General features: G+C 72.1%; 17 protein-coding genes and 1 tRNA gene. 7 read left to right on the top strand and 11 right to left on the bottom strand.

The features are described 5' to 3' along the window. Window positions 1-33: 33 nt before the first annotated feature. The 4 genes from N1028_RS08415 to N1028_RS08400 form a co-directional block, all read right to left on the bottom strand. Window positions 34-747, bottom strand: coding sequence for a M23 family metallopeptidase (locus tag N1028_RS08415; RefSeq protein WP_259526514.1), 714 nt, complete (start codon window positions 745-747; stop codon window positions 34-36). Between the two features lie 25 nt (window positions 748-772). Next, window positions 773-1,621, bottom strand: a complete 849-nt coding sequence (locus N1028_RS08410) for a class C sortase (RefSeq protein WP_259526513.1) — start codon at window positions 1,619-1,621, stop codon at window positions 773-775. Window positions 1,622-1,747: 126 nt separating this feature from the next. Continuing rightward, window positions 1,748-3,271, bottom strand: coding sequence for a SpaH/EbpB family LPXTG-anchored major pilin (locus N1028_RS08405; RefSeq protein ID WP_259526512.1), 1,524 nt, complete (start codon window positions 3,269-3,271; stop codon window positions 1,748-1,750). Between the two features lie 79 nt (window positions 3,272-3,350). Beyond that, a complete protein-coding gene (locus N1028_RS08400; RefSeq protein WP_259526510.1) occupies window positions 3,351-7,862 on the bottom strand; it encodes a beta strand repeat-containing protein in 4,512 nt (1,503 codons plus the stop codon). Window positions 7,863-8,050: 188 nt separating this feature from the next. On the opposite strand from N1028_RS08400, the gene N1028_RS08395 reads away from it, so the two are divergent. Together N1028_RS08395 and N1028_RS08390 are read left to right on the top strand one after the other, a co-directional pair. Further along, a complete protein-coding gene (locus N1028_RS08395; protein ID WP_259526509.1) occupies window positions 8,051-9,925 on the top strand; it encodes a glycoside hydrolase family 15 protein in 1,875 nt (624 codons plus the stop codon). An 11-nt stretch (window positions 9,926-9,936) separates the two neighbouring features. Further along, a complete protein-coding gene (locus N1028_RS08390; RefSeq protein ID WP_259526508.1) occupies window positions 9,937-10,425 on the top strand; it encodes an FBP domain-containing protein in 489 nt (162 codons plus the stop codon). A gap of 26 nt (window positions 10,426-10,451) precedes the next feature. Here the strand turns inward: N1028_RS08390 and N1028_RS08385 are convergent, their stop codons facing one another. The 3 genes from N1028_RS08385 to N1028_RS08375 all read right to left on the bottom strand — a co-directional run bounded on the left by N1028_RS08385 (window position 10,452) and on the right by N1028_RS08375 (window position 11,828). Further along, window positions 10,452-10,658, bottom strand: a complete 207-nt coding sequence (locus tag N1028_RS08385) for a hypothetical protein (protein ID WP_259526507.1) — start codon at window positions 10,656-10,658, stop codon at window positions 10,452-10,454. A gap of 136 nt (window positions 10,659-10,794) precedes the next feature. Beyond that, window positions 10,795-10,867: transfer RNA gene (locus N1028_RS08380), tRNA-Glu, on the bottom strand. 43 nt (window positions 10,868-10,910) lie between these two features. Next, window positions 10,911-11,828 carry a diacylglycerol kinase family protein gene (locus N1028_RS08375; RefSeq protein WP_259526506.1) on the bottom strand — a complete coding sequence of 306 codons (918 nt, stop codon included), beginning with the start codon at window positions 11,826-11,828 and terminating at the stop codon, window positions 10,911-10,913. 68 nt (window positions 11,829-11,896) lie between these two features. Between N1028_RS08375 and N1028_RS08370 the strand changes: the two genes are divergently transcribed. Next, on the top strand, window positions 11,897-12,541 hold the full coding sequence (locus N1028_RS08370; RefSeq protein ID WP_259526505.1) for an MBL fold metallo-hydrolase: 645 nt from the start codon (window positions 11,897-11,899) through the stop codon (window positions 12,539-12,541). Between the two features lie 10 nt (window positions 12,542-12,551). Here N1028_RS08370 and N1028_RS08365 read toward each other — a convergent pair whose 3' ends face one another. From N1028_RS08365 to N1028_RS08355, 3 genes are read right to left on the bottom strand one after another with little or no spacing between them, the layout of a single operon-like run. Beyond that, window positions 12,552-14,006: a phytoene desaturase family protein gene (locus N1028_RS08365; RefSeq protein ID WP_259526503.1), complete on the bottom strand. Its 1,455-nt coding sequence runs from the start codon at window positions 14,004-14,006 to the stop codon at window positions 12,552-12,554. A gap of 29 nt (window positions 14,007-14,035) precedes the next feature. Then, complete coding sequence (locus tag N1028_RS08360) at window positions 14,036-14,662, bottom strand: response regulator transcription factor (protein WP_259526502.1); 627 nt, start codon at window positions 14,660-14,662, stop codon at window positions 14,036-14,038. Beyond that, window positions 14,659-15,870: a sensor histidine kinase gene (locus N1028_RS08355; RefSeq protein ID WP_259526501.1), complete on the bottom strand. Its 1,212-nt coding sequence runs from the start codon at window positions 15,868-15,870 to the stop codon at window positions 14,659-14,661. The genes N1028_RS08360 and N1028_RS08355 overlap by 4 nt, the downstream gene beginning before the upstream one ends. Before the next feature lie 158 nt (window positions 15,871-16,028). Here N1028_RS08355 and N1028_RS08350 point away from each other — a divergent pair, with 158 nt between their 5' ends. Beyond that, entirely contained in the window at window positions 16,029-16,625 is a 597-nt protein-coding gene (locus N1028_RS08350) for a small multidrug efflux protein (protein WP_259526500.1), read from the top strand. Between the two features lie 37 nt (window positions 16,626-16,662). On the opposite strand, the gene N1028_RS08345 is transcribed toward N1028_RS08350, so the two are convergent. Further along, window positions 16,663-18,492 (bottom strand): Ig-like domain-containing protein, encoded by a 1,830-nt coding sequence (locus tag N1028_RS08345; protein WP_259526499.1) that lies wholly within the window; start codon window positions 18,490-18,492, stop codon window positions 16,663-16,665. A gap of 175 nt (window positions 18,493-18,667) precedes the next feature. Here N1028_RS08345 and N1028_RS08340 point away from each other — a divergent pair, with 175 nt between their 5' ends. Genes N1028_RS08340 through N1028_RS08330 form a run of 3 tightly spaced genes read left to right on the top strand, consistent with a single transcriptional unit; the run spans window position 18,668 to window position 21,698 of the window. Beyond that, complete coding sequence (locus tag N1028_RS08340) at window positions 18,668-20,365, top strand: class I adenylate-forming enzyme family protein (RefSeq protein WP_259526498.1); 1,698 nt, start codon at window positions 18,668-18,670, stop codon at window positions 20,363-20,365. 47 nt (window positions 20,366-20,412) lie between these two features. Then, window positions 20,413-20,955, top strand: coding sequence for a sigma-70 family RNA polymerase sigma factor (locus N1028_RS08335; protein ID WP_259526497.1), 543 nt, complete (start codon window positions 20,413-20,415; stop codon window positions 20,953-20,955). After that, window positions 20,952-21,698, top strand: a complete 747-nt coding sequence (locus N1028_RS08330) for an anti-sigma factor family protein (protein WP_259526496.1) — start codon at window positions 20,952-20,954, stop codon at window positions 21,696-21,698. Before N1028_RS08335 ends, N1028_RS08330 begins: the two co-directional genes overlap by 4 nt. Window positions 21,699-21,712: the final 14 nt, after the last annotated feature.

Below are 21,712 nucleotides of genomic sequence, written 5' to 3'. Positions count from 1 at the left end.
GGATGAGGGTCGGCCGGCGTGCCCGGATGGCGATCAGCCGGCGTGCTCGAGCATGAACGGCATCGGGTCGTAGCGCACCCCATCGGCGCCGTAGAGCTCGAAGTGCGTGTGCTCGGTGGTGGCGTTGCCGGTGCGGCCCGTGAGGCCGATCACCTGCCCCGCGGTCACGGTGTCCCCCACACCCGCCATGAGCGATCCGTCGAGGAAGTGCATGTACATGCTGCAGACGGCCACGCCGCCCACCTTGTGCGCGAGCGAGAGGTAGACGCCGCCCGTGCCCCCGTCGCCTGACGCGGCGATGACGATGCCGTCGGCGATCGCGTGCACGGGCACACCCTCGTCGTTGACCATGTCGACGCCCTTGTGGAAACCTTCGGCGCGCGGGCCGAAGCCGTCGGACTGGCGGTACCCGCCCGGGTAGACCCAGGAGAACGCGGTCGACTCGCCCACGGCATCCGCCCCCGCTTGGCACTGCCCCCCGCCGTAGCCGCCCTGGCTCGTGGCCACGGGCTTCGGGGTGGGGGTGGGCGTCGGGGTGTGGATGACGTAGCCGTCGCGCGACACCGCAGCGCCGGCGGCCTCGGCAGCCGAATCGAAGGACTGCGCCGAACCGGCCACGGCGTCGGCCTGCACGGCCTCGAATGAGCCCGCCGTGGCGAGCGACGCGGCCGGCACCGAGGTGGCGACGGCGACGCCGAAGACGAACGTCATGGCGACGCCGCCGAGTATCGTTCGCTGGTGCTTCATCGCGCCCATTCTGTATCGACCGCTCTCACAGCACAACCCGGGCGCCCTGGCCCGCGGGCGGCCGGCCCGACCACCAGACGTAGGCTGCCGCGGCCGTGAGCACGCCGGCGGCGATCAGCACCCACCACGGGAACGTGGGGATCTCGGGGCGCTGTCCGGCCCCGTCGAGGTCGCCCTGGGGGGTCGGGATGACGCGCTCCCCCGTCACGAGGATGCGGTGGCTGTTCACACCGAGGGGCGTGCAGGTGACGAGGGTGATGAGGTCTCTCCCGTCCACAGGCAGGAGGCTCTGGGTCTCGGTGGGCTCGACCACCTCGGTCTCGACCACCCGGTAGCTGAGCACCTCGCCGAAGACCTCGACCGTGAAGGTGTCGTCGACCTGCACGCGGTCGAGGTGGGTGAAGAGCTCGGAGGTGGCGAGCCCCCGGTGGGCGGTGAGCACCGAGTGCGTCGAGGCTCCGCCGACAGGCACGGCCGTGCCCTCGAGGTGCCCCACACCGTGATCGAGCACGTCGCCGCTCGTGCCGTGGTAGATCGGCAGGTCGACGGCGATGGCGGGGATCTTGAGCCTCGCCATGAGTCCGTTCTCGTCGGCGCGCAGGATGCTGCCGTAGTCGCCGCTCTGATCGGGTTGATCGGCGAGCGGCAGCCGCTCGTTCGCGGCGATGTCCGCACCTCCTCCCGTGAGCGCCGCGTTGTAGGCCCGCGCCTCCGCCACCCGTGCGCGCAGCGTCTCGGCGCTCAGGTCGGCGACGTCGTCACTCAGCTCGCTGATGCGCTGGGACTGCTCGTACTGGCTGAACCAGGAGACGATCGTCGGGAACAGCAGCAGAGCCACCCCGGCGACGCAGACGATCGCGATCACGAGGGGCATGAGGGGCAGACGCCAGCGCCGAGCCCGGCGGAGGCTCCTGCGCGTGGGCGATGCGGAGCCTTCGCCCGGGGACGACGAAGGTGGGGCACCCTCTGGACGCCCCACCTCCGCTTTCACCGCTTCAGCCTACGCAAGCGTGTGCGCAGCAGCTGCCCGCCGGCGCACGACGAACGCGGCACCGAGTGCGAGCACGATGAGCCCGGCTCCGCCGAGGCCGAACCACAGTCCCCCGTCACCACCGGTGAGCGGCAGCAGGAAGTTCGCCGCCGACACCTGGGTGTGGTTGAACTCGACGTAGTTCCGCACGGGCGCGACGGTCGAGGTCGGGCCGGCGACCACCACGGCCTGGATCGGGTTCGTCTGCGGGATGTTGAATCCGGTCGGCGGGGTGATCTCGCGCACGTAGTAGTTGCCCGGTGTCATGATCGGGATCACGACGATCCCGTTCGCCGCGGTCGTCCAGTTGGTCACACCCTCGATCGAGATCGGGTTCTGCTGCAGGTTGGCGTCGTTCTGGGTCAGGTAGACCTGGTAGACCGCACCGGCGAGAGGCACCTTGGGGCTGCCGTTGTTGCTCTCGTAGGCGTAGACCGTCAGCTGGCCGACCGAGGTGGCACCGGTCACCGTCTCCGTCGCGCCGTTGATGCTGGCGGTGGCGGTGTTGACGATGATGCCGTCGGACGGGATGGACACGGCACGGGTGAGGATGCTGCCGGTCACGACCCCGCCCTGCAGAGCCGTCAGGCGGGTGAGTCCGGCCGGGGTGAAGGTGAGCGTCGAGGTCGTCGCCGCGATGTCGACGGTGTAGTCGACGTCTCTGACGAAGTTCTGCGCGATCCCCGCAGCACTCGTGACCGTGACCCCCGTCGGCGCGACACCGGCCGGCGGAGTCTCGACGAACTCGAGGGAGCTCGGGATCGTGTCCCCGAGCACGTAGTTCGTGATGGTGTCACCTGGGGCGAGGGTGGGGATGCTCGAGGCGATGGCCCAGCGGATGAGGTCGGGGTTGCGCGCCTCGACGGAGTTCGCCGGTGCGGGCACCCTCGTCTTCGTCAGCTCCGTGACCGCGTTCTTCGGGTACACGTGCACGTCGTAGATCCACTGGTTCGCCGGTGCGCCGACGGGGCCGGTGGGCAGCGGCAGCGACACGAGGAACGGCGCGGCCGGGTTGGTCGCGTCGGCGGGCAGCACGGTCTCCTTCACGTAGTACAGGCCGATCGGCATGCCGGTCGGGTAGAGGGCGGGGTCGACCGTGAAGTTCGCCGTGCCGTTCGCCGACGAGGGCGTCGACGTGAACGACGTGCTCGCGAGGCGCGTGGAGGCCGCCTGCGGGGTCAGGTTGGTGGCGATCGTCCAGCCCTCGGGGGTGGTCAGATCGACACCGGCGACCTGGGTGGCCGTGAACACGGCGCCCGGGAGCGGCTGGCCGAGGTTGGTCGAGGGCGGGAGCTCCTGCCCGGTCCCCGCCACAGCGCCGTTGCCGGGGCCGAGGGCGTACTTGTGCACGGTCAGCGTGCGCTGCTGGGCGGAGTCGATGTTGCCGGGCAGGATGACGGCCTGCGCCGGCGCGACGGCGACGAGCGCCACGCCGGCGGCCAGGACCGCGGCCCCGATCGCGGCGGTGGCCCGCCTGAGTGCGGATGAGGACATGAGATTTCTCCGTTTCGATGAAGAGGTCAGATGGAGCAGATGATGGTGGGACAGGTGTCGGTCACTGGGAAGTCGCGTCTCAGGCGGTGCTCCTTCGTGTCCGGCGACGCCCGTGCCACACGGCGAGGGCGAGTGCGAGGGCGAGCACGGCGAACCCGGAGATCAGGTAGGCATCGGTGCTCGGGCCGCCCGTGAGGGGCAGATTCGTGGGGGCGACGGGGGCGTTCACGAAGCGGTAGACCGCCGTCTGCCCGGCGGCGGGGGCCGCGATCGTCGCCGAGGTCACCGGGGTCCAGCTGCCGTTGGCCTGCCGGAGCTCCAGCCGCACCTGCCGGTAGGCCAGCCGGGTGCCGGACTGGGCCACCGCCTCGGAGAGCGTGTAGGAGTGCCCCGGCCTCACGTCGAAGGTGCTCGCCGGATTGCCGCCGGACTGGAAGTCGGCGCCGCCCACCGTCCGTGCCGCGAGCCCCGCGAGGGTCGCCGGGGTGGCGGTGAGATTCCAGGTCGAGGGCACGAATCCGGTCGAGGGATTCTGCACGTTCTTCAGCAGGGTGAGAGATGCGGTGGCGTTCGTCACGGTGCAGGTGACGGAACTCCCCCGGGCCAGCGACACGTCGCCCGCCGAGGTCACCGGAACGCTCGCGCCCCCGGCGGTCACGCACGACCAGCCGCCCACCTGCACGTAGGTCGCGGGTCCGCCGGTCTCGGACAGCCGGTAGGCCGTGTCGGCCGAGACCGGGACGGCGTTGAGCGTGCCGCTGCCGCCGGCACCGGAGGGGCCGGGGAGGGCCGCCGGCACGCTGCGGGTGGCGGCGAGCTGCCACGCCGAAGGCAGAGCCGTGCCGGACGAGACCGTCTTGACGAGCGTGAGCGTGGCCACCGCCCGGTTGGTGAAGGTGCAGTCGACGGTGTTGCCCGGTGCGATCGTGCCGGTGACCGGGCGGACGGCGTAGCCCGTCGCATCCGTCGTGGAGCTCGCATCCGTGAACGACGTGGTCGCCGTGCCCCTCGTGACGGTGCAGGCGAGGCCGTCGAGACGGTAGCCCGTCTGCTGGCGCTCGAGCACCGACACGTTCGCCGATCCGGTGCTCGAGCTGTAGAGCACGAAGAACGACGCGGCGCCGTTCGCACCCGTCGGAGCCTCCGAGCGCCCGGCCGCCGGGGTGGCGGAGGAGGGGTCGGTGGGCAGCACGACCGTGCCGGCTCCCGCCGAGGCGACCGAGGCCCCGACGGTCCAGCCGGCGGCCGCCTGCGGGTTCGCCCCGAGGCCGTCGACCGTGGACTTGCGCACCGTGACCTCGGCGACCGGTTGCGCCGTGTTGTAGATGGTGCAGGCGACCCCCACGCTCACCTGGTTCGGGATGGTCACGGTCGCCGTCCTCGTCGCGTCCATCCGGGCCGAGACGAGCCGGACCCCGTTGGCCCAGCACTCGTAGATGACGGTGTAGGTGGCGGGAACGGGCGCCGTCGAGAGGATCGTCTGCAGGAGCTCCGAGATCGTGACCGTCGTGTTGACCGGTGCCGGGACCGGGCCGATGCTCGCCGACGTGCCGGTGGTGCCGGTGGTGGCGGCGGCCACCTCGGAGCCGCCCGCGGCGACGGCCACGCGGAAGTTGTGCGCCTGGCCCGTGACCCGGCTCAGCACCGACTTGCTGAGCGAGAACGTCGAGGGAGACGCACAGGTCGCCAGGTCGGTGCTCGCGTTCGCATCCGTGCCGAGGACGATCGTGGGGGTGTTCGGGATCGCCGTCCAGGTCAGGGGGTCGAACTGGTAGGCGTTGGTGCCGGTGCCCACGTAGGCGGTGCCGCGAGGAGAGAAGGCCAACCCATTGAGCGGGCCGCCGCCGATGCCCGCGGCGGTGCGCTGGGTCGTGGCGGTGGCCGGGATGTCGCTCCCAGCCGGAGCGGCGGCGAGCACCGAGCCGGCCACGCTGAAGAACTGGACCTGCGTGCCCTCGCTCTTGAGGATGTGCAGATTGCCCTTCGCGTCGAACGCCATGTCGCCGTTGCCCGCAGAGTTCCCACCGGTGCTCACGTAGCCCAGCAGCGTGAAGATCGGATTCGCGGCCGCCCCGTTGAAACGCCACAGGTTGACGCGACCCACGTTGTTCACCTCGCTCGTGGTGCCGACCACGAAGTCGCGGCCCACCGGATCGAACGCCCCCATCGTGATCGAGGCCGACGCGCTGAGGGTCTGCGCGGCACCGAAAGCGGTGCGCGTGGCCGTGAGAGCGCCTGAGGGTGACACGGAGTAGGTGATGACGCCCGTCGCGATGTTCGCGGTGGTGCTTCTGGTCAGGGCGTAAGCGGTCCGGCCCTCGACGTCGATCGCAAGGGAGTTCGCGTTGGCGGCGCCGGCGGGACCGGCCGCGACGACCGTCGAGGTGATGGTGCCGGACGAGCTGAGCGCGTTCGTCTGGGTCAGTGTGCCGTCGGCTCGCACGCTGTAGAAGTAGCTGCCGTCGCAGTAGAGGCTCGCTCCGCCCTGTGCCGTGTTGGTGAAGGTGCAGACGATGTCGACACCAGCCTCGTCGGGGATGGTCAGCGCACCCGAGACCGAGGTCCCCGTGGCGATCGTGGTGGTGCCCCGCACGCACTCGTAGGTCGTGTTGTAGGTGCGCAGCTGCGCGGTGGTCACGACGGTCTCGGCCAGCGTGTAGGTGGCTCCGCGGGTGACGGAGACCGGGCCGACCTGCTGGGTCTGGAGGCCCAGCGCCGAGCCCGATGTGGTCGCGCTGGCGACCTCGGTCGAGCCGGAGACGAGCGCGAGCCGGAACTGGTCGGCGGCGAGGTTGCGGCTGACCACGTTCTTGCGGATCGTGACGGTGGTGGCCGGCTCGACCGTGAGGGTCGTCGCCTGCGGCGGGTTCAGGACGGTCGTGACGTTCGACGGCCCGTTGGTGTAGGCGCCTCCGGCGGCCGCGACCACGGCGACGGTGACCGTGCAGCTCGCAGTGCCCGCGGCCAGGTCGCCACCCGTGACCGAGATGGTGGACGAGCCCTCGGCTGCGGTCACGGCGTAGGCGGCGCCCGTGGCGTTCACGCAGGTGCCCCCGACCACGGGGACGGCGGGCGTTCCGGCTGCCACGACGAGGCCGCTCGGCAGGGCGTCGGTGAAGCTCCAGTCGGGCTTCGCGGCGAGCTCGGCGGTGTTGGTGACGGTGAAGGTCAGCGTGGAGGAGACACCGGCGGGGACCGCCGCGGTGGTGAACGACTTGTCGAGGGTCGGCGTGGAGTCGATGATCCGCAGGTTGTCGAACGAGAAGTCGTTGCCCGCGATGTCCGACTCCTGGTTCGAGAGCCGGACCCTCGCCGAGGCGGCCTGCGCGGGCGTGAGGAGCACGGCGGTGTCGGTGAAGAAGCGGCCGGCGCGGGTCGACGGGCTCCCGGTGCCCCACGGGTCGGTCTGGTTGTCGGTGGGGAAGACGTTGGAGGTGTAGCGGCCGTTGACGACAGTGCACGCGACGATGGGGGTGGCGGTGAGCGGCCGCACCGTGGTGCCCGTGACGAGTGCCAGGTCGAGCCGGGAGTTGTTGTTCTGCCCGCCGGGCCGGGCGGCGCAGGAGTCCTCGGAGACGTCGATCGACATCGAGTAGTACCGGTCGGTCGCCGGGGCGGGAGCCACGCCCACCGCGGCCACCGACTCGAGGACGACCTGGTTGGCGGCCTGGGTGCCCTGCGCCGCGCTGGTCATCGCCGTGACGGCGTGGTTCTGACGGGTCGTGGCCGTCGAGGCGTTCACCGGCGTGGTGTCGGCCGACCCACCCGGGTTGACGGCTCCGGCGGCGACGTTCGTCTGCACCTGGCCGAGCACGTCGGCCATGCGGGCCACCTTGAAGCGGGAGGCCGCCGCCGCGCCGAGGGTGCAGAACGGGGTCTCCGGGAATGTCGCGTTGTAGTTGACCACGACACCGTTGCAGTTGCTGACGTTCAACCAGAATGCGGATCCCGTGTAGCGGTTCGTCGCGTACTGGTCGACGCGGGTGGGCGTGTTCGTCACGCCCTGTTCGAAGGTCTCGACCCAGGCCTGAGGGGCCGGTGCCGGAACCCCCGCGGCGAGCGCCGAGACATCGGTGCTCGAGCGGAACATGTCCAGCGGAGGATCGTTCGCCGAGGGCTCGACGGGCGCCACGGGAGCCGCGGTCTCGGCCGGCGCCTCAGGAGTGGCGGCCGGGGTCGGCGTCGGGGTCGCACCGCCTTCCGGGGGGACGGCGTCGTCGGGCGGCGGCTCGACCGGCGCGATCTCGGGGGCAGGAGTCTCGCCGGGCTGGCCGGCGGAGGGCTCCTCCGGTGCCGTCTCGGGTGCCGGCTGGTCGACCGACGGCTTCTCGGGCGCCTCCTCGGGCGCGGGCTCCGGGTCCGGCTCTGGGCCCGGCTCTGGTGCGGGCTCCGCGCCGGGGGCGGGCTCCACCGCCGGTGGTGTCGAGGTCGCAGTCACCGGGTCGTCGAGCGGGGCCGACGTCGCCGGGGAAACCGCCCCCAGCGAGAGCAGCCCACCCACGAGCACACCGGTGACCGCGCCGGCCAGGGCGCGCTGTCCGCGTCGGGCGAACGCCTCCGCGCGGGCGCGGAACCAGGTGGGGTGGGGCATCGATCTCGCAGTGCTGAAACGGTAGGGAGATGTCAGCCCGATACAGCACGGAGTGGGGTCGCTAGCGGTGGTGCGCCGACAGATCGACGATAAGAGAACGCACTTCACTCGAACAAGCAGACGACTACTGAGCGACTACTGAATTCCGGTTGATACCGGTTCTTGTGGACGACTGACAGAATCGCCCTATGGCTCTGCGCATCGAGGACTACGCGCTCATCGGCGACTGTCACACAGCTGCCCTCGTCGGGATCGACGGGAGCATCGACTGGCTCTGCCTCCCCCGATTCGACTCCCCCTCGTCGTTCGCGGCCCTGCTCGGGACGCCCGAGCACGGGCGCTGGCTCGTGGCGCCATCCGCCCCCGGAGCGACCGCCACGCGGAGCTACCTGGGTAACACGTTCCTGCTCTCCACCCGGTGGCAGACCCCCGACGGCGAGGTCGAGGTGGTCGACACGATGCTCCCGGAGTCGCCGTACCGCACGGTCGTCCGGCGCATCCGGGGCATCTCCGGGCGAGTGCGCATGCGCCAGGAGCTCGCCATCCGCTTCGGCTACGCCGACGCCCTGCCGTGGCTCCGCCAGGCTCCCGAGCACGGCGGCAACGCGATCGTCGCGGTGGCGGGGCCGGATGCGGTGATCGTGCGAGGGCCCGCGCTCACGGCGACCGACCACGTGCACGAGTCCTCGTTCGAGGTGGCCGAGGGCGAGGTGGTCGACATCCAGCTCTCCTGGTTCCGCTCGCACCTCTCGCCGCCGCACCCCGTCGACGTGGACGCGGCCCTGGAGTCGACCGCCGCGTGGTGGACGGAGTGGGCCGACGCGAGCGATCTCCCCGATCCGTACTCCGGCATCGTGCGCCGCTCGCTGCTCGTGCTGCGGGCGCTCACCCACGAGGAGACCGGCGGCATCGTGGCCGCGGCCACCACGAGCCTGCCCGAGCAGTTCGGGGGGCCGCGCAACTGGGACTACCGCTACACCTGGATCCGCGACGCCTCGCTCACCCTCTCGGCCCTCATGCTGCACGGCTACGAGGAGGAGACCGGGCACTGGCGGCGCTGGCTGCTGCGCGCCATCGCGGGCGACCCGGCCGACATCCAGACGATGTACGGGCTCGGCGGCGAGCGGCGGCTGACCGAGTACGTCGTGGACAGCCTGCCTGGGTACACCGAGCCGCCGAGCACGGCGGACGCCGCGCATCCGCCGGTTGCCGCCGCCCCTGTGCGCGTGGGCAACGGCGCCTCGGAGCAGTACCAGGGCGACATCTTCGGCGAGCTCATGATCGCGCTCCGCGAGGCCCGCCGCATCGGGGTCGACGAGGACGAGTACTCCTGGCCCCTGCAGCGCGCCCTCCTCGGCTTCCTCGCCGAGAACTGGCAGCGGCCCGACAACGGGATCTGGGAGATCCGCGGCCCGCAGGTGGCGTTCACCCACTCGCGCGCCATGATCTGGGCGGCGTTCTCCTGCGGGGTCGAGGCCGTGCGCGAGTACGGGCTGGCGGGCGACGCCGACCTGTGGGCGGGCATCCGGGACACCCTGCGCACCGAGATCGAGACGCAGGGCTACGACCCGGTGCGCAACACCTTCGTGCAGCACTACGGCAGCACCGAGGTCGACGCGTCGCTGCTGCTGCTCTCGCAGATCGGCTTCGTGGCCGCCGACGACCCCCGGATGCTCGGCACGGTCAAGGCGATCGAGGAGGACCTCCTGCACGAGGGCCTGCTGCTGCGCTACCGCACGCAGTCCGGGGTCGACGGACTGCCCGGCGGCGAGCATCCGTTCCTCGCCTGTTCGTTCTGGCTCGTGGGGCAGTACGCCCGGTCGGGGCGGCTCGCAGATGCGACGGCGCTCATGGACCGCTTGGTCGGGCTCGCGAACGACGTGGGGCTGCTGGCCGAGGAGTACGACGTGCAGGGGTCACGCCAGGTGGGCAACACGCCTCAGGCGTTCTCGCACCTCGCCCTCGTGCGGGCGGCCGACGCGATCGCCCAGGCATCCGGCAGCCAGGCATCCGGCGCCCTGGCCTCCGGCACCGATGCCCGGAGGGCCGCACGGAAGGTTTAGGCTCGTAGGCGATGCAGCCACTCACCGAGGCGGAGATCCGCGGTTCCTTCACGAACATCAGCGAGCTCGAACTGGAGCGCATGACGCTGCCTGGCCTGCACGAGATCGTGTGGGAGGATCGCGAGTTCCTCGGTTGGCGCGACGTGCACGCCATCCACCGGGGGTACATCGTGTTCTGGCAGGACGGCCGACCGGTGGGCATGGTGCTGAAAGCGGCGGGTTCGCGCACCCGGCCCGGGATCTCCTCGATGTGCACGCTCTGCCGCACACCGCTCCCCGGGGTGCAGGTGACGCTGTTCACGGCACCTCGAGCGGGCCAGGCGGGCTTCGACGGATCGACCGTGGGCACCTACATCTGCGCCGACTTCGGCTGCTCGAACCTGATCAGGATCGTGCCGCCCGCCTCCGAGATGCAGCCCGACCCGGACGCGCTGGTGGCGACGCGCGCCGCGGGCCTGACCGCACGCCTCGAGAGCTTCACGCGCAGCGTGCTGCGGTAGTGCTGCGCCGCCGCTTGCCGGCTGGGTCAGCCGTCGTTCTCCTCGAGGGACTGCTCGTCGGTGGAGACGTCGGCGTCGGCGTCCTCCGGCTCGTCGGCGATCGTGGGGTCGACGCCCGAGGGCTCGGCCTCGGTGGTGGGGCCGTTGCCGACCATGCCCTCGCCGTCGGGGTAGCCCGCGTAGTCCGGGTACTCCACGTCGCTGAGGTCGACGTTCTCGCTCTTCTCGCTCATCGCGATCCTTCCGTTGTCGTGCTCCCCAGTGAACTCCGGTGCGCCGATCGCGACAACCAGCCCGAACACGCACCGGCAGAAGCTGCCCGACAACGCAGAAAGCCTCCGGAGGAACCGGAGGCTTTCTGGTGTTCTGTGACCCCAGCGGGATTTGAACCCGCGTTACCGCCGTGAGAGGGCGACGTCCTAGGCCGCTAAACGATGGGGCCGTTTTTGCAACTCAACGAGTATGCCACACAGATGAAGCGGTTCTCAAATCGAGCGATCCGCGAGCACTGAGAGTGCTCCCGGAACGAGTTCCACGGTGAGCGGCAGCTCGCCGAAACGCTCCCCGTCGGCGTAGCCCACGACCCCCGGTGAGGAGACCGTCACGCGGCGCCCGCGGCGGAACTCCACGACCGACAGGCCCGCATGGGTGCCCGAGAAGACCTTCGGGAAGAGCCGGATGAACCGGGTGCGCGAGACGGGGGCCACGATGAACACGTCGAGGAGACCGTCGTCGAGCAGCGCGTCGGGCGCGATGCGCATGCCGCCGCCGATGGTGGTGTTGTTGGCCACCGAGAGCAGGCCCGAGTCGACCTCGAGCCGCTCTCCGTCGATGTCGAGCACGTAGTGCCTGGTCTTCAGCGTGGCGAGCTCGGCGATCAGGGCGAGCACGTAGCGCGAGGCGCCGCGGGGCCGGCGCATGCGGTTGGCGCGGTCGTTGACGGCGGCGTCGAAGCCTGCCGAGAGCACTCCGGCGAACCAGCGCTCCGGATCGTCCCCGCCCGTCACGCGCGCCGCGTCGATCACCCGGGGGCCGGCCTCCAGGGCCGCGGTCAGCACGGCGATGGCCGCATCCGGATCGCCCGAAGGGATGCCGATGCCGGCGGCGAAGTCGTTGCCCGTGCCGGCGGGCACGATGCCGAGGGGCACCCCGGTGCCCGCCACGAGGTTCACGCCGAGGTTGACCATGCCGTCTCCTCCCACCACCACGAGGGCGTCGGTGGGCGCCTCGAGGGCGTTCTGCACCACGCGCACGAGCCCCTCGTAGTCGGGGGCGCTCTGCGGCACCACGTCGTGCCCTCGGGCGCGCAGGGCGGCGACGACGGCGGGGCCGACCGCCCGGGTTCTGCCGAAGGAGGCGTTCGGGTTGATCGCGACGACGATCCGCTTAGCTGGAGTGGCCATTCCCCCGATTATCGCGCACGCACCGCCGCCGGGTTGCAGGCCCCGGTTGCCCGGTGTTGAGTCGGGATATGAGACTCACGAAATTCGAGCACGCCGGCCTGCTGCTGGAGACGTCCGGGCGCCGGCTGTTCGTCGACCCCGGCATGTTCACCACCCCCATCACCGACGCCGTGGGCACGGTCGCCGTGGTGATCACGCACGAGCACCCCGACCACTGGACGCCTGAGCAGCTGCGCCGCATCCTCGACGCCTCGCCCGACGCCGTGGTCTACGGCCCCGAGGGCGTCGTGACGGCCGCGGGCGAGGCGGGCATCGCGGTCACGCGGGTCGATCCGGGCGACTCGATCGAGGCGGGCCCGTTCCCGCTGCGGTTCTTCGGCGGCCGGCACGCGGTCATCCACTCCTCGATCCCCGTGGTCGACAACGTGGGGGTGCTCGTCGACGAGGTGCTCTACTACCCCGGCGACTCCTGGGCGGTGCCCGAGGGCGTGGAGGTCGACCTGCTCGCGGTGCCGGCGGGCGCGCCGTGGATGAAGATCGCGGAGGCCATGGACTACGTGCTCGAGGTCAAGCCCAAGCGCTCGTTCCCGACGCACGAGATGGTGCTGTCGGTGGCGGGCAAGTCGATGGCGAACGACCGCATCCAGTGGGCCACCGAGCAGGGCGGCGGTGAGTTCTTCGCGCTGCAGCCTGGCGACTCGCTCGACCTCTGAGGGTGGGCAGTCAGGGAGCGAGCGACGGGGCATCCGTGATGCCGAAGACGTCGCGGAGGGCCGTGCGGGCCGCGTGCCAGCCGCCCATGCCGTGGACGCCTGGGCCCGGCGTGGCACTTGCCGAGCAGAGGTAGACGCCGTCGAGCGGGGTGCGCCACGGCGTGCCCGAGACCACGGGGCGGGCGAGCAGCTGTGAGAACGACGCGGCGCCGCTCGCGATGTCGCCGCCGATGTAGTTGGCGTTATAGAGGGCGAGCGCCGAGGCCGGGATCGCGGCCGAGGCCACGATGCGGTCGCGGAAGCCGGGAGCGAACTCCTCGATGCGGGCGGTGACGGCCTCGGTCATGTCACGGCCGGAGCCGCGCGGCACGTGGGTGTACGCCCAGAGCACCTGGTGGCCCTCGGGCGCCCGCCCCGGATCGACCGTGCTCGGCTGGGAGACCAGCACGAACGGATGCTCCGGGTGCCGGCCACGGGCGATCTGCCGCTCCCCCTCATCGACCTCGGCGCCCGAGCCCGCGAGGTGCACGGTGCCCGCTCCCGCGACCTCGGGGTTCTGCCACGGCACGGGGCCGTCGAGCACGAAGTCGACTTTCGAGGCCGCGTTGCCGTAGCGGAACTGGCGGAGCGCGCTGCGGTAGCCGAGCGGCAGCAGCTCGCCGCCGATGGCCTCGAGGGCGCGGGGCGTGACGTCCAGGAGCACGGCGTGCGAGGAGGGCAGGTCGAGCAGGGAGTCGATGCGGGTCTCGGTGACGATCTCGCCGCCGTGGGCGCGGAGATCGGCCGCGAGTGCGTCGACGATCGCCTGCGATCCGCCGATCGGGATGGGCCAGCCGCCCGGGGTGTGCGCGAGCATGCCGAGGAGGAGTCCTGCGCCGCGGGCTCCGAACGCGGCGACGGGCCCGATGGAGTGGGCCGAGAGGCCTGCGAGCAGGCCGCTCGCCTCGTCGGTGCGGAAGCCGGCGGAGGCGGAGCGCGCGGTCGAGAGCACCCGGGTGCCGAACGCCGCGGCGGCGAGCGGATCGCGGGGCACGCGGAGCAGCGGGGACATCGCGAGATCGACCACGGCGTGCTTGCGCTCGAGCAGCGGGGCGAAGAGCCGGCGCCAGGCCGGGCCGTCGGCGCCGAGGTCGGCGGCGGTCTGCCCGAGGTCGCGACGGGCGAGGGCCGCGCGGCCGCCTTCGAGCACGTGGGCGTAGGAGATCTCGGGTGAGACGAACTCGACCCTCGAGGCGAGGTCGAAGTCGCGGAAGAACGGCGACGCGAGCGCCATCGGATGCACGGCGGAGCAGACATCGTGCAGGTGCCCCGGCAGCGTGAGCTCGGCGGTTCGTGCTCCTCCGCCTGGCGATCCCGCAGCCTCGAACACCCGCACCGAGAGCCCGGCCCGCGCGAGCGTGACGGCGGCCGCGAGGCCGTTCGGGCCACTGCCCACCACGACCGCGTCGACCGGCCCGCTCGTCATGCCGCCACCCTACCTCCCGCGAGTGGGCACTAGATCCAGCCGCGGTCCTGGGAGAGGAGGACCGCCTGCTGGCGGGTGTCGACCGCGAGCTTGGCGAGGATCGCCGAGACGTGGTTGCGGACCGTGCCGGGGGCCAGGGAGAGTGCACGGGCGATCTGCGCCGTGGTCTCACCGCGGCGACCGGCGCGGAGCACGTCGAGCTCGCGGTCGGTGAGCGGGCAGCGCTCGTCGCTCAAGGCGTCGGCGGCGATCTCCGGATCGACGTACCGTGCCCCCGCGGCCACCCGGCGGATGACGGCCGCCACCTCCCCCGCGTCTCGCGACTTCGGCAGGAAGCCCGCGACGCCGGCGGAGAGCGCGCGCCGCAGCACGCCCGGGCGCGCGTGCCGGGTGACCACCACGCAGCGTGCGGCGATCGTGCGCCGCAGCCGCTCGGCGACCTCCACGCCGTCGAGCCCGGGCATCTCGAGGTCGAGCAGGCACACGTCGGGCTGCAGTCGTTCGGCCTCGGCCACCGCCTGCAGGCCGTCGGCGCACTCCGCGATCACGTCGATGTCGCCCTCGAGCCGCAGCAGCGCCGCGAGCGCGGAGCGGATCATCCCCTCGTCGTCGGCGAGCAGCACCCGGATGACGGGACGCGCCGTCTCCTCCGTCATCGTGCCGTCACCGCCCCGGCCGGAGCGGTCACGACCACGGTGAACCCGTCGTCGCCGCGGTGCACCTCGAGCGCGCCGCCGGCCTCACCCGCGCGGCGCGCGATGCCGTCGAGACCCGACCCCTCCCGGGTCTCGCCATCCGGAACACCACCCTCCGGGCCCGACCCCGCGACGTCGTTGCGGATCTCGTACCGCCACACCGTGCCGACCCGCTCGAGCGAGAGCCGGGCCGAGCGCCCCCCGCCGTGACGCAGCACGTTCGTGGTGGTCTCGCGGATGACCGGGCCGAAGACCGAGGCGGGCGCGTCATCGGCATCCGGGGCCACCGACGTCTCGACCGCGATGCCCGCCGCCCGCAGCAGATCGCGCGCATTGGCGAGCTCGTCGCGGAGCGGGACCGAGCGGAACCGCAGGGCGAGGTCGCGCGTGCCCTGCCTGGCCTCGTCGACGCTCCCCCGCGCCGCTCGCAGCTGCTCGAGGGCCGCGGCGGGATCCGGTTCGAGGAGTCGTTCGGCGAGCTCGAGCTGCAGGGCGATCACCTGCAGGTGGTGGCCCTGCAGGTCGTGCACGTCGGTGGCCACGCGCAGCCGCTCCTGGGTGGCGGCGAGCCTCGCCTCCGAGACGCGCGCCCGGTCGAGGGCGATCAGCACGTCCCACCACCACAGAGTCAGCACCGTCATGAACGGCAGCGCGGCGGAGAAGAATCCGTACAGGAAGGGATCCGCCTCGAACTCGGGCGGCTCCCCTGTGAAGCGCTGCGCGTCGACCACCCAGAGGCACACGAGCACCACGGTGAGCGCGATCACGAGCCTCGCCCGCACCGAGCGCGGCCAGTCGAGCAGCTGCAGCGTCTGCGCCAGCGGCGCGAGCAGCAGCAGCCAGAGCCCGGTGAGGGAGAACGCGAGCACGCCGAAAGCCGCCGCGATCACCAACGGAGCGAGCGTGTGCCGCCAGGGCAGCGTGGTGCTCTCGCCCGTGCGGTGGCGGTAGGCGCGGAGCAGCGGCGCGGTCGACCCGCACCAGATCAGACCGCCCACGAGGACCGCGAGCAGCACGGGCCCCTCGAACCCCGCCTGCAGGAGAGTGGCCGGCCAGAGCAGCACGAGCATGAGCTCGAGGAACACGATCGCCGAGACCGTGTACCACCAGGTGGCGGTGACTCCGCGCGACGTCGCGCGCGGTGCGGAGGGCTCGGAGGGGCTGATCACCCTCCCACCCTAGATCCGTGACAGATGTCATGGCCGGGGCGGACGGATGACCCGGGAACCGGTGACACCGCGGCACTGCCGGGCCGGCTCCGGATGCGATGGGCTGGAGTCCAGAGGCGGGGTCGACCGGATCCCTCCCCGACGACAGGAGATGCGTGATGGATCTGATCGCCCGATTCCAGGAGCTGGTCGGCCAGGTGCCCGAGCTCCTCCAGCCCCTCATCGTGGCGCTCGCGGGCGCCGTGCCCTTCATCGAAGGCGAGGGAGCCGCGACGATCGGCATCCTCGGCGGGCTGCACCCCGTGGTGGCCGTGATCGCGGGTGCCGCAGGCAACTTCCTCTGCGTGACCGTGCTCGTGCTCGCGTCATCCGGAGCCCGCTCGGCGATCGTGAACCGGCACCGCGTGCGACTCGCGGCCCAGGAAGAGGCCCGGGAGAGCGTGGTCACGGGCGCACCCGCTGCGCCGCTCGCTGCGACGGATCATGCCTCCGCCGAATACGAGATGGGACCCGAGCCGGAGTCCGGCCGCAAGGCGGCCCGCCGGGCCAAGTTCCAGCGCGCCCTCGACCGCTACGGCGTGCCGGGAGTGAGCCTGCTGGGCCCGCTGCTGCTGCCCACCCAGTTCACCGCGACCATGCTCGCGGCCGGCGGCGTCTCGAAGGCCCGCGTGCTGCTCTGGCAGGCCGTCGCGATCGCCGGCTGGACGACGATCGTCGCCCTCGTGGTGGGCGGCGTCGTGCACGCCGTCGTCTGACGGCGTGCACGACGCTCGGGGAGTGCGCGCTGCCGGGTCAGCGGCGGGCACGCACCCGGACCGCTCCGGCGGCACCGGCCGCCAGTGCACCACCCGCGACGAGCAGCAGCAGCGACCACGGGAGGATGTCGGCGGCGCCGGATCCCGTGTTCGCGAGACCCGCGGGCTTCGTGGTGGGCTTCGGCGTCGGGGTGGGCGTCGGCGTCGGGATGGGCGTCACGGTGATGTCCACCGGGTTGCTGTCCGACGGCTCGAAGTTGACGTCGCCGAGGTAGCGCGCCGTGATCGTCGCCGGTCCCACCGGGATGAAGCTGATCGGCACGTCGACCGAGTTCGACCCGGGGGCGAGCGGCTCGCTGCCGAGGAGCTCCCCGTCGTAGTAGAACGCGATGTCACCGGTCGGCACGACGCCGACGGCGCCGACCACCGTAGCGGTCATGACGGTCTGCTTCTCGGCCTCGACCGTGGTGGGGTCGACGGCGAGCTGGGTCGTCGTGGCGATCCTCGCCACCTGGAGGGTGGTGTCGGCCTCGGACCCGGCGAAGGGCGAGATCGGCGTCGGCTGGTAGACCGCGCTGAGGTGGTAGGCCCCGGCGTCGATCGTGCCGCTGTCGAGGGTGAAGAACGCCTTGCCGTCGACGAGCGTCGCCGTCATGGGCTCGACCGCCGCGAGCGGTGCCGTGTCACCCGTGGCGCCGAGGGGCTGCTCGACCACGAGCACCACGTCGCCGGAGGGCACCGCGGAGGTCGTGAGGTTCTCGACCGAGGCTGTCACGATGATCTCGTCGCCGAAGACCGCGGATGCCGGGGAGACCGACAGGGTCGTCTCGGTCTGGTACTCGACCGAGTACGAGATCGTCACCGATCCGTCACCCCCCTCGCCGAAGCCGTCGGACGCGTTCGTGAGCGATCCGTAGATGCTCCCGCCGCCGGCCCCGCCGCCACCGCCGCCGCCGAGGCCGAAGATGGCGTCGACCTGGCCCGTGGAGCCCTCGGGGGTCTCGGGGTCGCCGTCTTCGGCGAGCAGCAGGGCACCTGCCTCGCCGCCGCCACCGCCCGAGACGCCGTCGCCGTAGAAGCTCGCGCCGCCACCGCCGCCTCCACCACCGAGGAACAGCACCGACTCGCCCGAGTCGCCGTCGCCGCTGTCGGCGGTGTTCACGAGGCCGCCGTCACCCTCGGCCAGGCAGTGCAGCCCGAAGTCGGGGTCGCCCTCGGGGGCCACGGTCTCGTCGTCGCGCGGGGCCTTGCCGTCTTCACCGGCGTTGCCGCCGTCGCCGCCGACGCAGAAGCCCACGACACCGCGGCCGGCGCCGCCGGCACCGCCCGCAGCCACAGCGGCGAGCGTGGGGCCCGCGTCGTAGTCGCCGAAGGCGCTCGAACCGCCGCCACCGCCGCCGTCACGGGCGAGGAACGATCCGTCGCCACCGTCGCCACCGTCGGTGTAACCCGTACCGCCCTGACCGATCCCGGCAGCCGCGAGGGGACCCGAGTCGCCGTCCTCGCCGTCTTCGCCGGGCGCCGAGCCCGATCCGCCGGCCTGGCCCACGATCACCGCGAACTCCTGGCCGGGGGTCACCGCCTGGGTGCCGGAGACCACCGCGCCGAGACCGCCGGCGCCGCCGTTGGTGCCGCCGCCCTTTCCGCCGGAGCCGCCCACGAGGGCCACGGAGACCTCCGTGACGCCTTCCGGAACGGTCCAGACGTGGAAGCCGACCTCGTCGAACACGACGGGTTCGGCCGGCTGAGCGGCGTTCGCAGCACCCCCGGTGGCCAGGAGGCCCCCGGCGACGAGTGCGACGGTGCCCGCGCAGGCGAGCAGTCGGCGGATGGAACGCGAGTGCGTTGTGGACGGCTTCGTCGCCATGGATGGGTCCCCCTGGATCCTGTCGGCCCGCACGCTTTCGGGAGCGCGAGCGGGGTCAGCCTAGCGAAAAGGCGATATACCTGATAGAGCCCGGATGGGGGGTACGCGGTACCCGCTCGCCGGGGCGACGACCCCCCTGCCGTCGCACTCTGCAGTCGAGAAGAGAGCCGCACCGATGAGCCACTCCACGCCCAACACCGACTACGACACGAGCGCCTTCCGGGACGTGTTCGAGCAGCACTTCACCTATGCCGCCGCGGTCGAGCGCAACACCCACCGCTACGCCGGCCGCACGGCCATCACCGACTCCACGACCGGGCTCTCCTACACCTACCGGGAGCTCGGCGAGGTCGCCGGAGCCCTCGTGGCGGGCCTGGCCGAGCGCGGCGTGGGGGTGGGCGACCTCGTGGGCTACCAGCTCATCAACCGGCCGGAGTTCGCGTTCCTCTACGTGGCCGCGCAGGGGCTCCGCGCCGTCTCCTCCCCCATGAACTTCCGGCTCGCGCCGGCCGAGACCGCGCACATCCTCGCCGGGTCCCGGCCGCGCGTGTTCGTCTTCGAGGCCTCGGCGAGCGCCGACGTGCGCACGGCGCTCGAGCTCTCCGGATTCTCCCCGGAGACCCTCGTGTCGGTGGGGCGGACCCCCGAGGGCGACCCGGGAGTCCCCGGTGCCGTCGACTTCGCCGAGCTGCTCGTGGAGGGCGCGCCCTCGTTCCGGGCGCCCGAGGGCGCCACGGTGTGGGACGAGACGTCGAGGCTCTACACCTCCGGCACCACCGGCATGCCGAAGGCGGTGCCGCTCACGAGTCTCAACGAGGTGCTGAGCGCGCACGACGCCATCATGCACTTCCCGCTCTCGCCCACCGACCGCACCCTCAACATGTCTCCGTGGTTCCACCGCGGCGGCAACTACTGCGCGGGCCCCAACACGGCCTTCTACGTGGGCTCCGAGGTGGTCACCCTCCCTCAGTTCGAGCCGGGGCTCGTGCTCGACCTGATCGAGCGGCACCGCCTCACCTACGTGATCGGCGCTCCCACCAACCTCGAGCGGCTCGCCGACGAGCAGGAGACGTCGCCGCGCGACCTCACATCGCTCTCGGGCATCGTCACGATGGGGGCGCCGCTCGACCGTGCGGCCGCCCTGCGCTACCAGTCCACCCTCACGAAGCGCATCGCGAACGGCTACGGCACCACGGAGGCGTTCTGGAACACCTACCTCCGGCCCGAGGACCTTCCGGAGGCGGCCGGCGCGGCGGGCCGGGCGTGCCTCGACGACGACGTGGCCGTGGTGAAGGTCTACGACGACCGGTTCGCCGATCCGACCGACACCGTGGCGAAGGACGGCCGGGAGGTGGGAGAGGTCATCATGCGGAGCATCAAGAGCGGCTACGCCTACCTCCACAACCCCGAGGAGCAGGAGCGCAAGTTCCGTGACGGGTGGATGTACCCGGGCGACCTCGCCACCTGGGACGAGACCGAGATGGTGACGATCATCGGCCGGAAGGACGACATGGTCATCACGGGCGGCGAGAACGTGCACCCCGTGCAGGTCGAGGAGGTGCTCGCCGCGCACCCCGACGTGGCCGACAGCATCGTCACGGGCCTGGTGGATGCGGAGTGGGGCGAGGTCGTGGTGGCCTACGTCGTGCCGCGCGGAGAGCTTGCGGCGCTCGTCGAGAGCGACCCGCAGGCCGCCGCCTCCGCCCTCGAGGCGCACTGCAGGGACAGCGTGGCGCTCGCCCGCTTCAAGCGCCCGCGTCGCTACGCGTTCGTGCCCGAGCTGCCCTACACGGCCACCGGCAAGAAGCAGCACTTCGTGATGAAGCAGCGGGCGCCGGAGGATGCCGCCGCGGGCCTGTTCCGCACACCGTGAACGTTCGGCGGCCCGGCCCCGTTGTGAGGGGTGGAGGTGCGCGCACGATGACCGACGATCAGGCCGAACTGCTGCGGGCGGTGCACGACGCGCACGCGCCCGCGCTGCACCGCTACGTGCTCCGCCTCACCCGCGACGAGGGCTTCACCCAGGACGTGGTGCAGGAGGCGCTGCTGCGCGCCTGGAAGAAACCCGCGATCCTCGAGCAGAGCGACGACGAGGCGCGGGCGTGGCTCTTCACGGTGGCCAGGAACCTCGTGATCGACGACCGGCGGAGCGCTCGGCACCAACGCGAGTTCGGCGTCGACGAGGTGCCGGACGGCCCGCGGGTGCGCGGCCTCGACGGCACGGGCACGGCAGACGGCACCGAGGCGATCGACGCCGTGCTGGACCGCTGGCTGCTGACCGACTCGCTGCAGGCCCTGAGCCTCGAGCACCGCGCCGTGGTGGTGCGCTCGTTCTACCTCGGGCAGTCGGCGGTCGAGATCGGGCGGCACGAGGGCATCCCGGCCGGCACCGTGCGGTCGCGACTGCACTACGCGCTGCGAGCACTGAGGCTCGCACTGCAGGAGAGGGGGGTGACGGAGTGAACGACGACTACAGCGACTGGGATGCCGCCTACGTGGCGGGGCTGCTGAGCCCCGACGAGCGGCGCAGCTTCGAGCGCCACCTTGCCGAATGCCCCGCCTGCGCGCGGGCCGTGAGCGAGATCGCGGGCCTGCCCGGCCTGCTCGGCCGGCTCACTCCGGCGGAGGCGGAGGCGCTGCTCGCCGACGACTCCGCGCCCCGCTCCTCGTCCTCTTTCTCGGGGGCGCCGGGCCGGGTGCAGGATCTCGCCCGCCGCGCACGCGGCAGCCGCCGGCGGTCGCGGCGACGGCTCGGCGCACTCGTGGCCGGCGGCGGCGTGCTCGTCGCGGCGGTGGGCGTGCTCGCCGGCATCGGGCTGGGATTCGGCGGGGCCGGCGCACCGGCGGCTCCCGCTCCTGAAGCTCAGGCCACGAGCACACCCTCCCCCGGTGTCGTGCGCGCCATGGCCCAGGTAGAGCCCGGCTGGCTCGACGCCCAGCTCACGGTCACCGAGAAGGGCTGGGGAACACGCTTCGACTGGAACTGCAGCTACCGGGTCGAGCCGGCCGATGCGTACGAACCGGTCGACTACGACCTCGTCGTGACCGATGCCGGAGGGGTCGAGACCACCGTCGCGAGCTGGAGCGCGACGGGCACTGCGGCCGGCAACCTCTCGGCCTCGACCCGGATCCCGACCACCGACATCCGCTCGGTCGACATCAGGCTCTCGGACACCGACCGGCCGCTCGTGCGCACGACGCTCTGAGGCGTCACGTAACG

This window comes from Herbiconiux oxytropis, from assembly GCF_024979315.1.
Classification (GTDB): Bacteria; Actinomycetota; Actinomycetes; order Actinomycetales; family Microbacteriaceae; genus Herbiconiux; species Herbiconiux oxytropis.
This window is presented reverse-complemented; position numbering and strand designations above follow the sequence as displayed.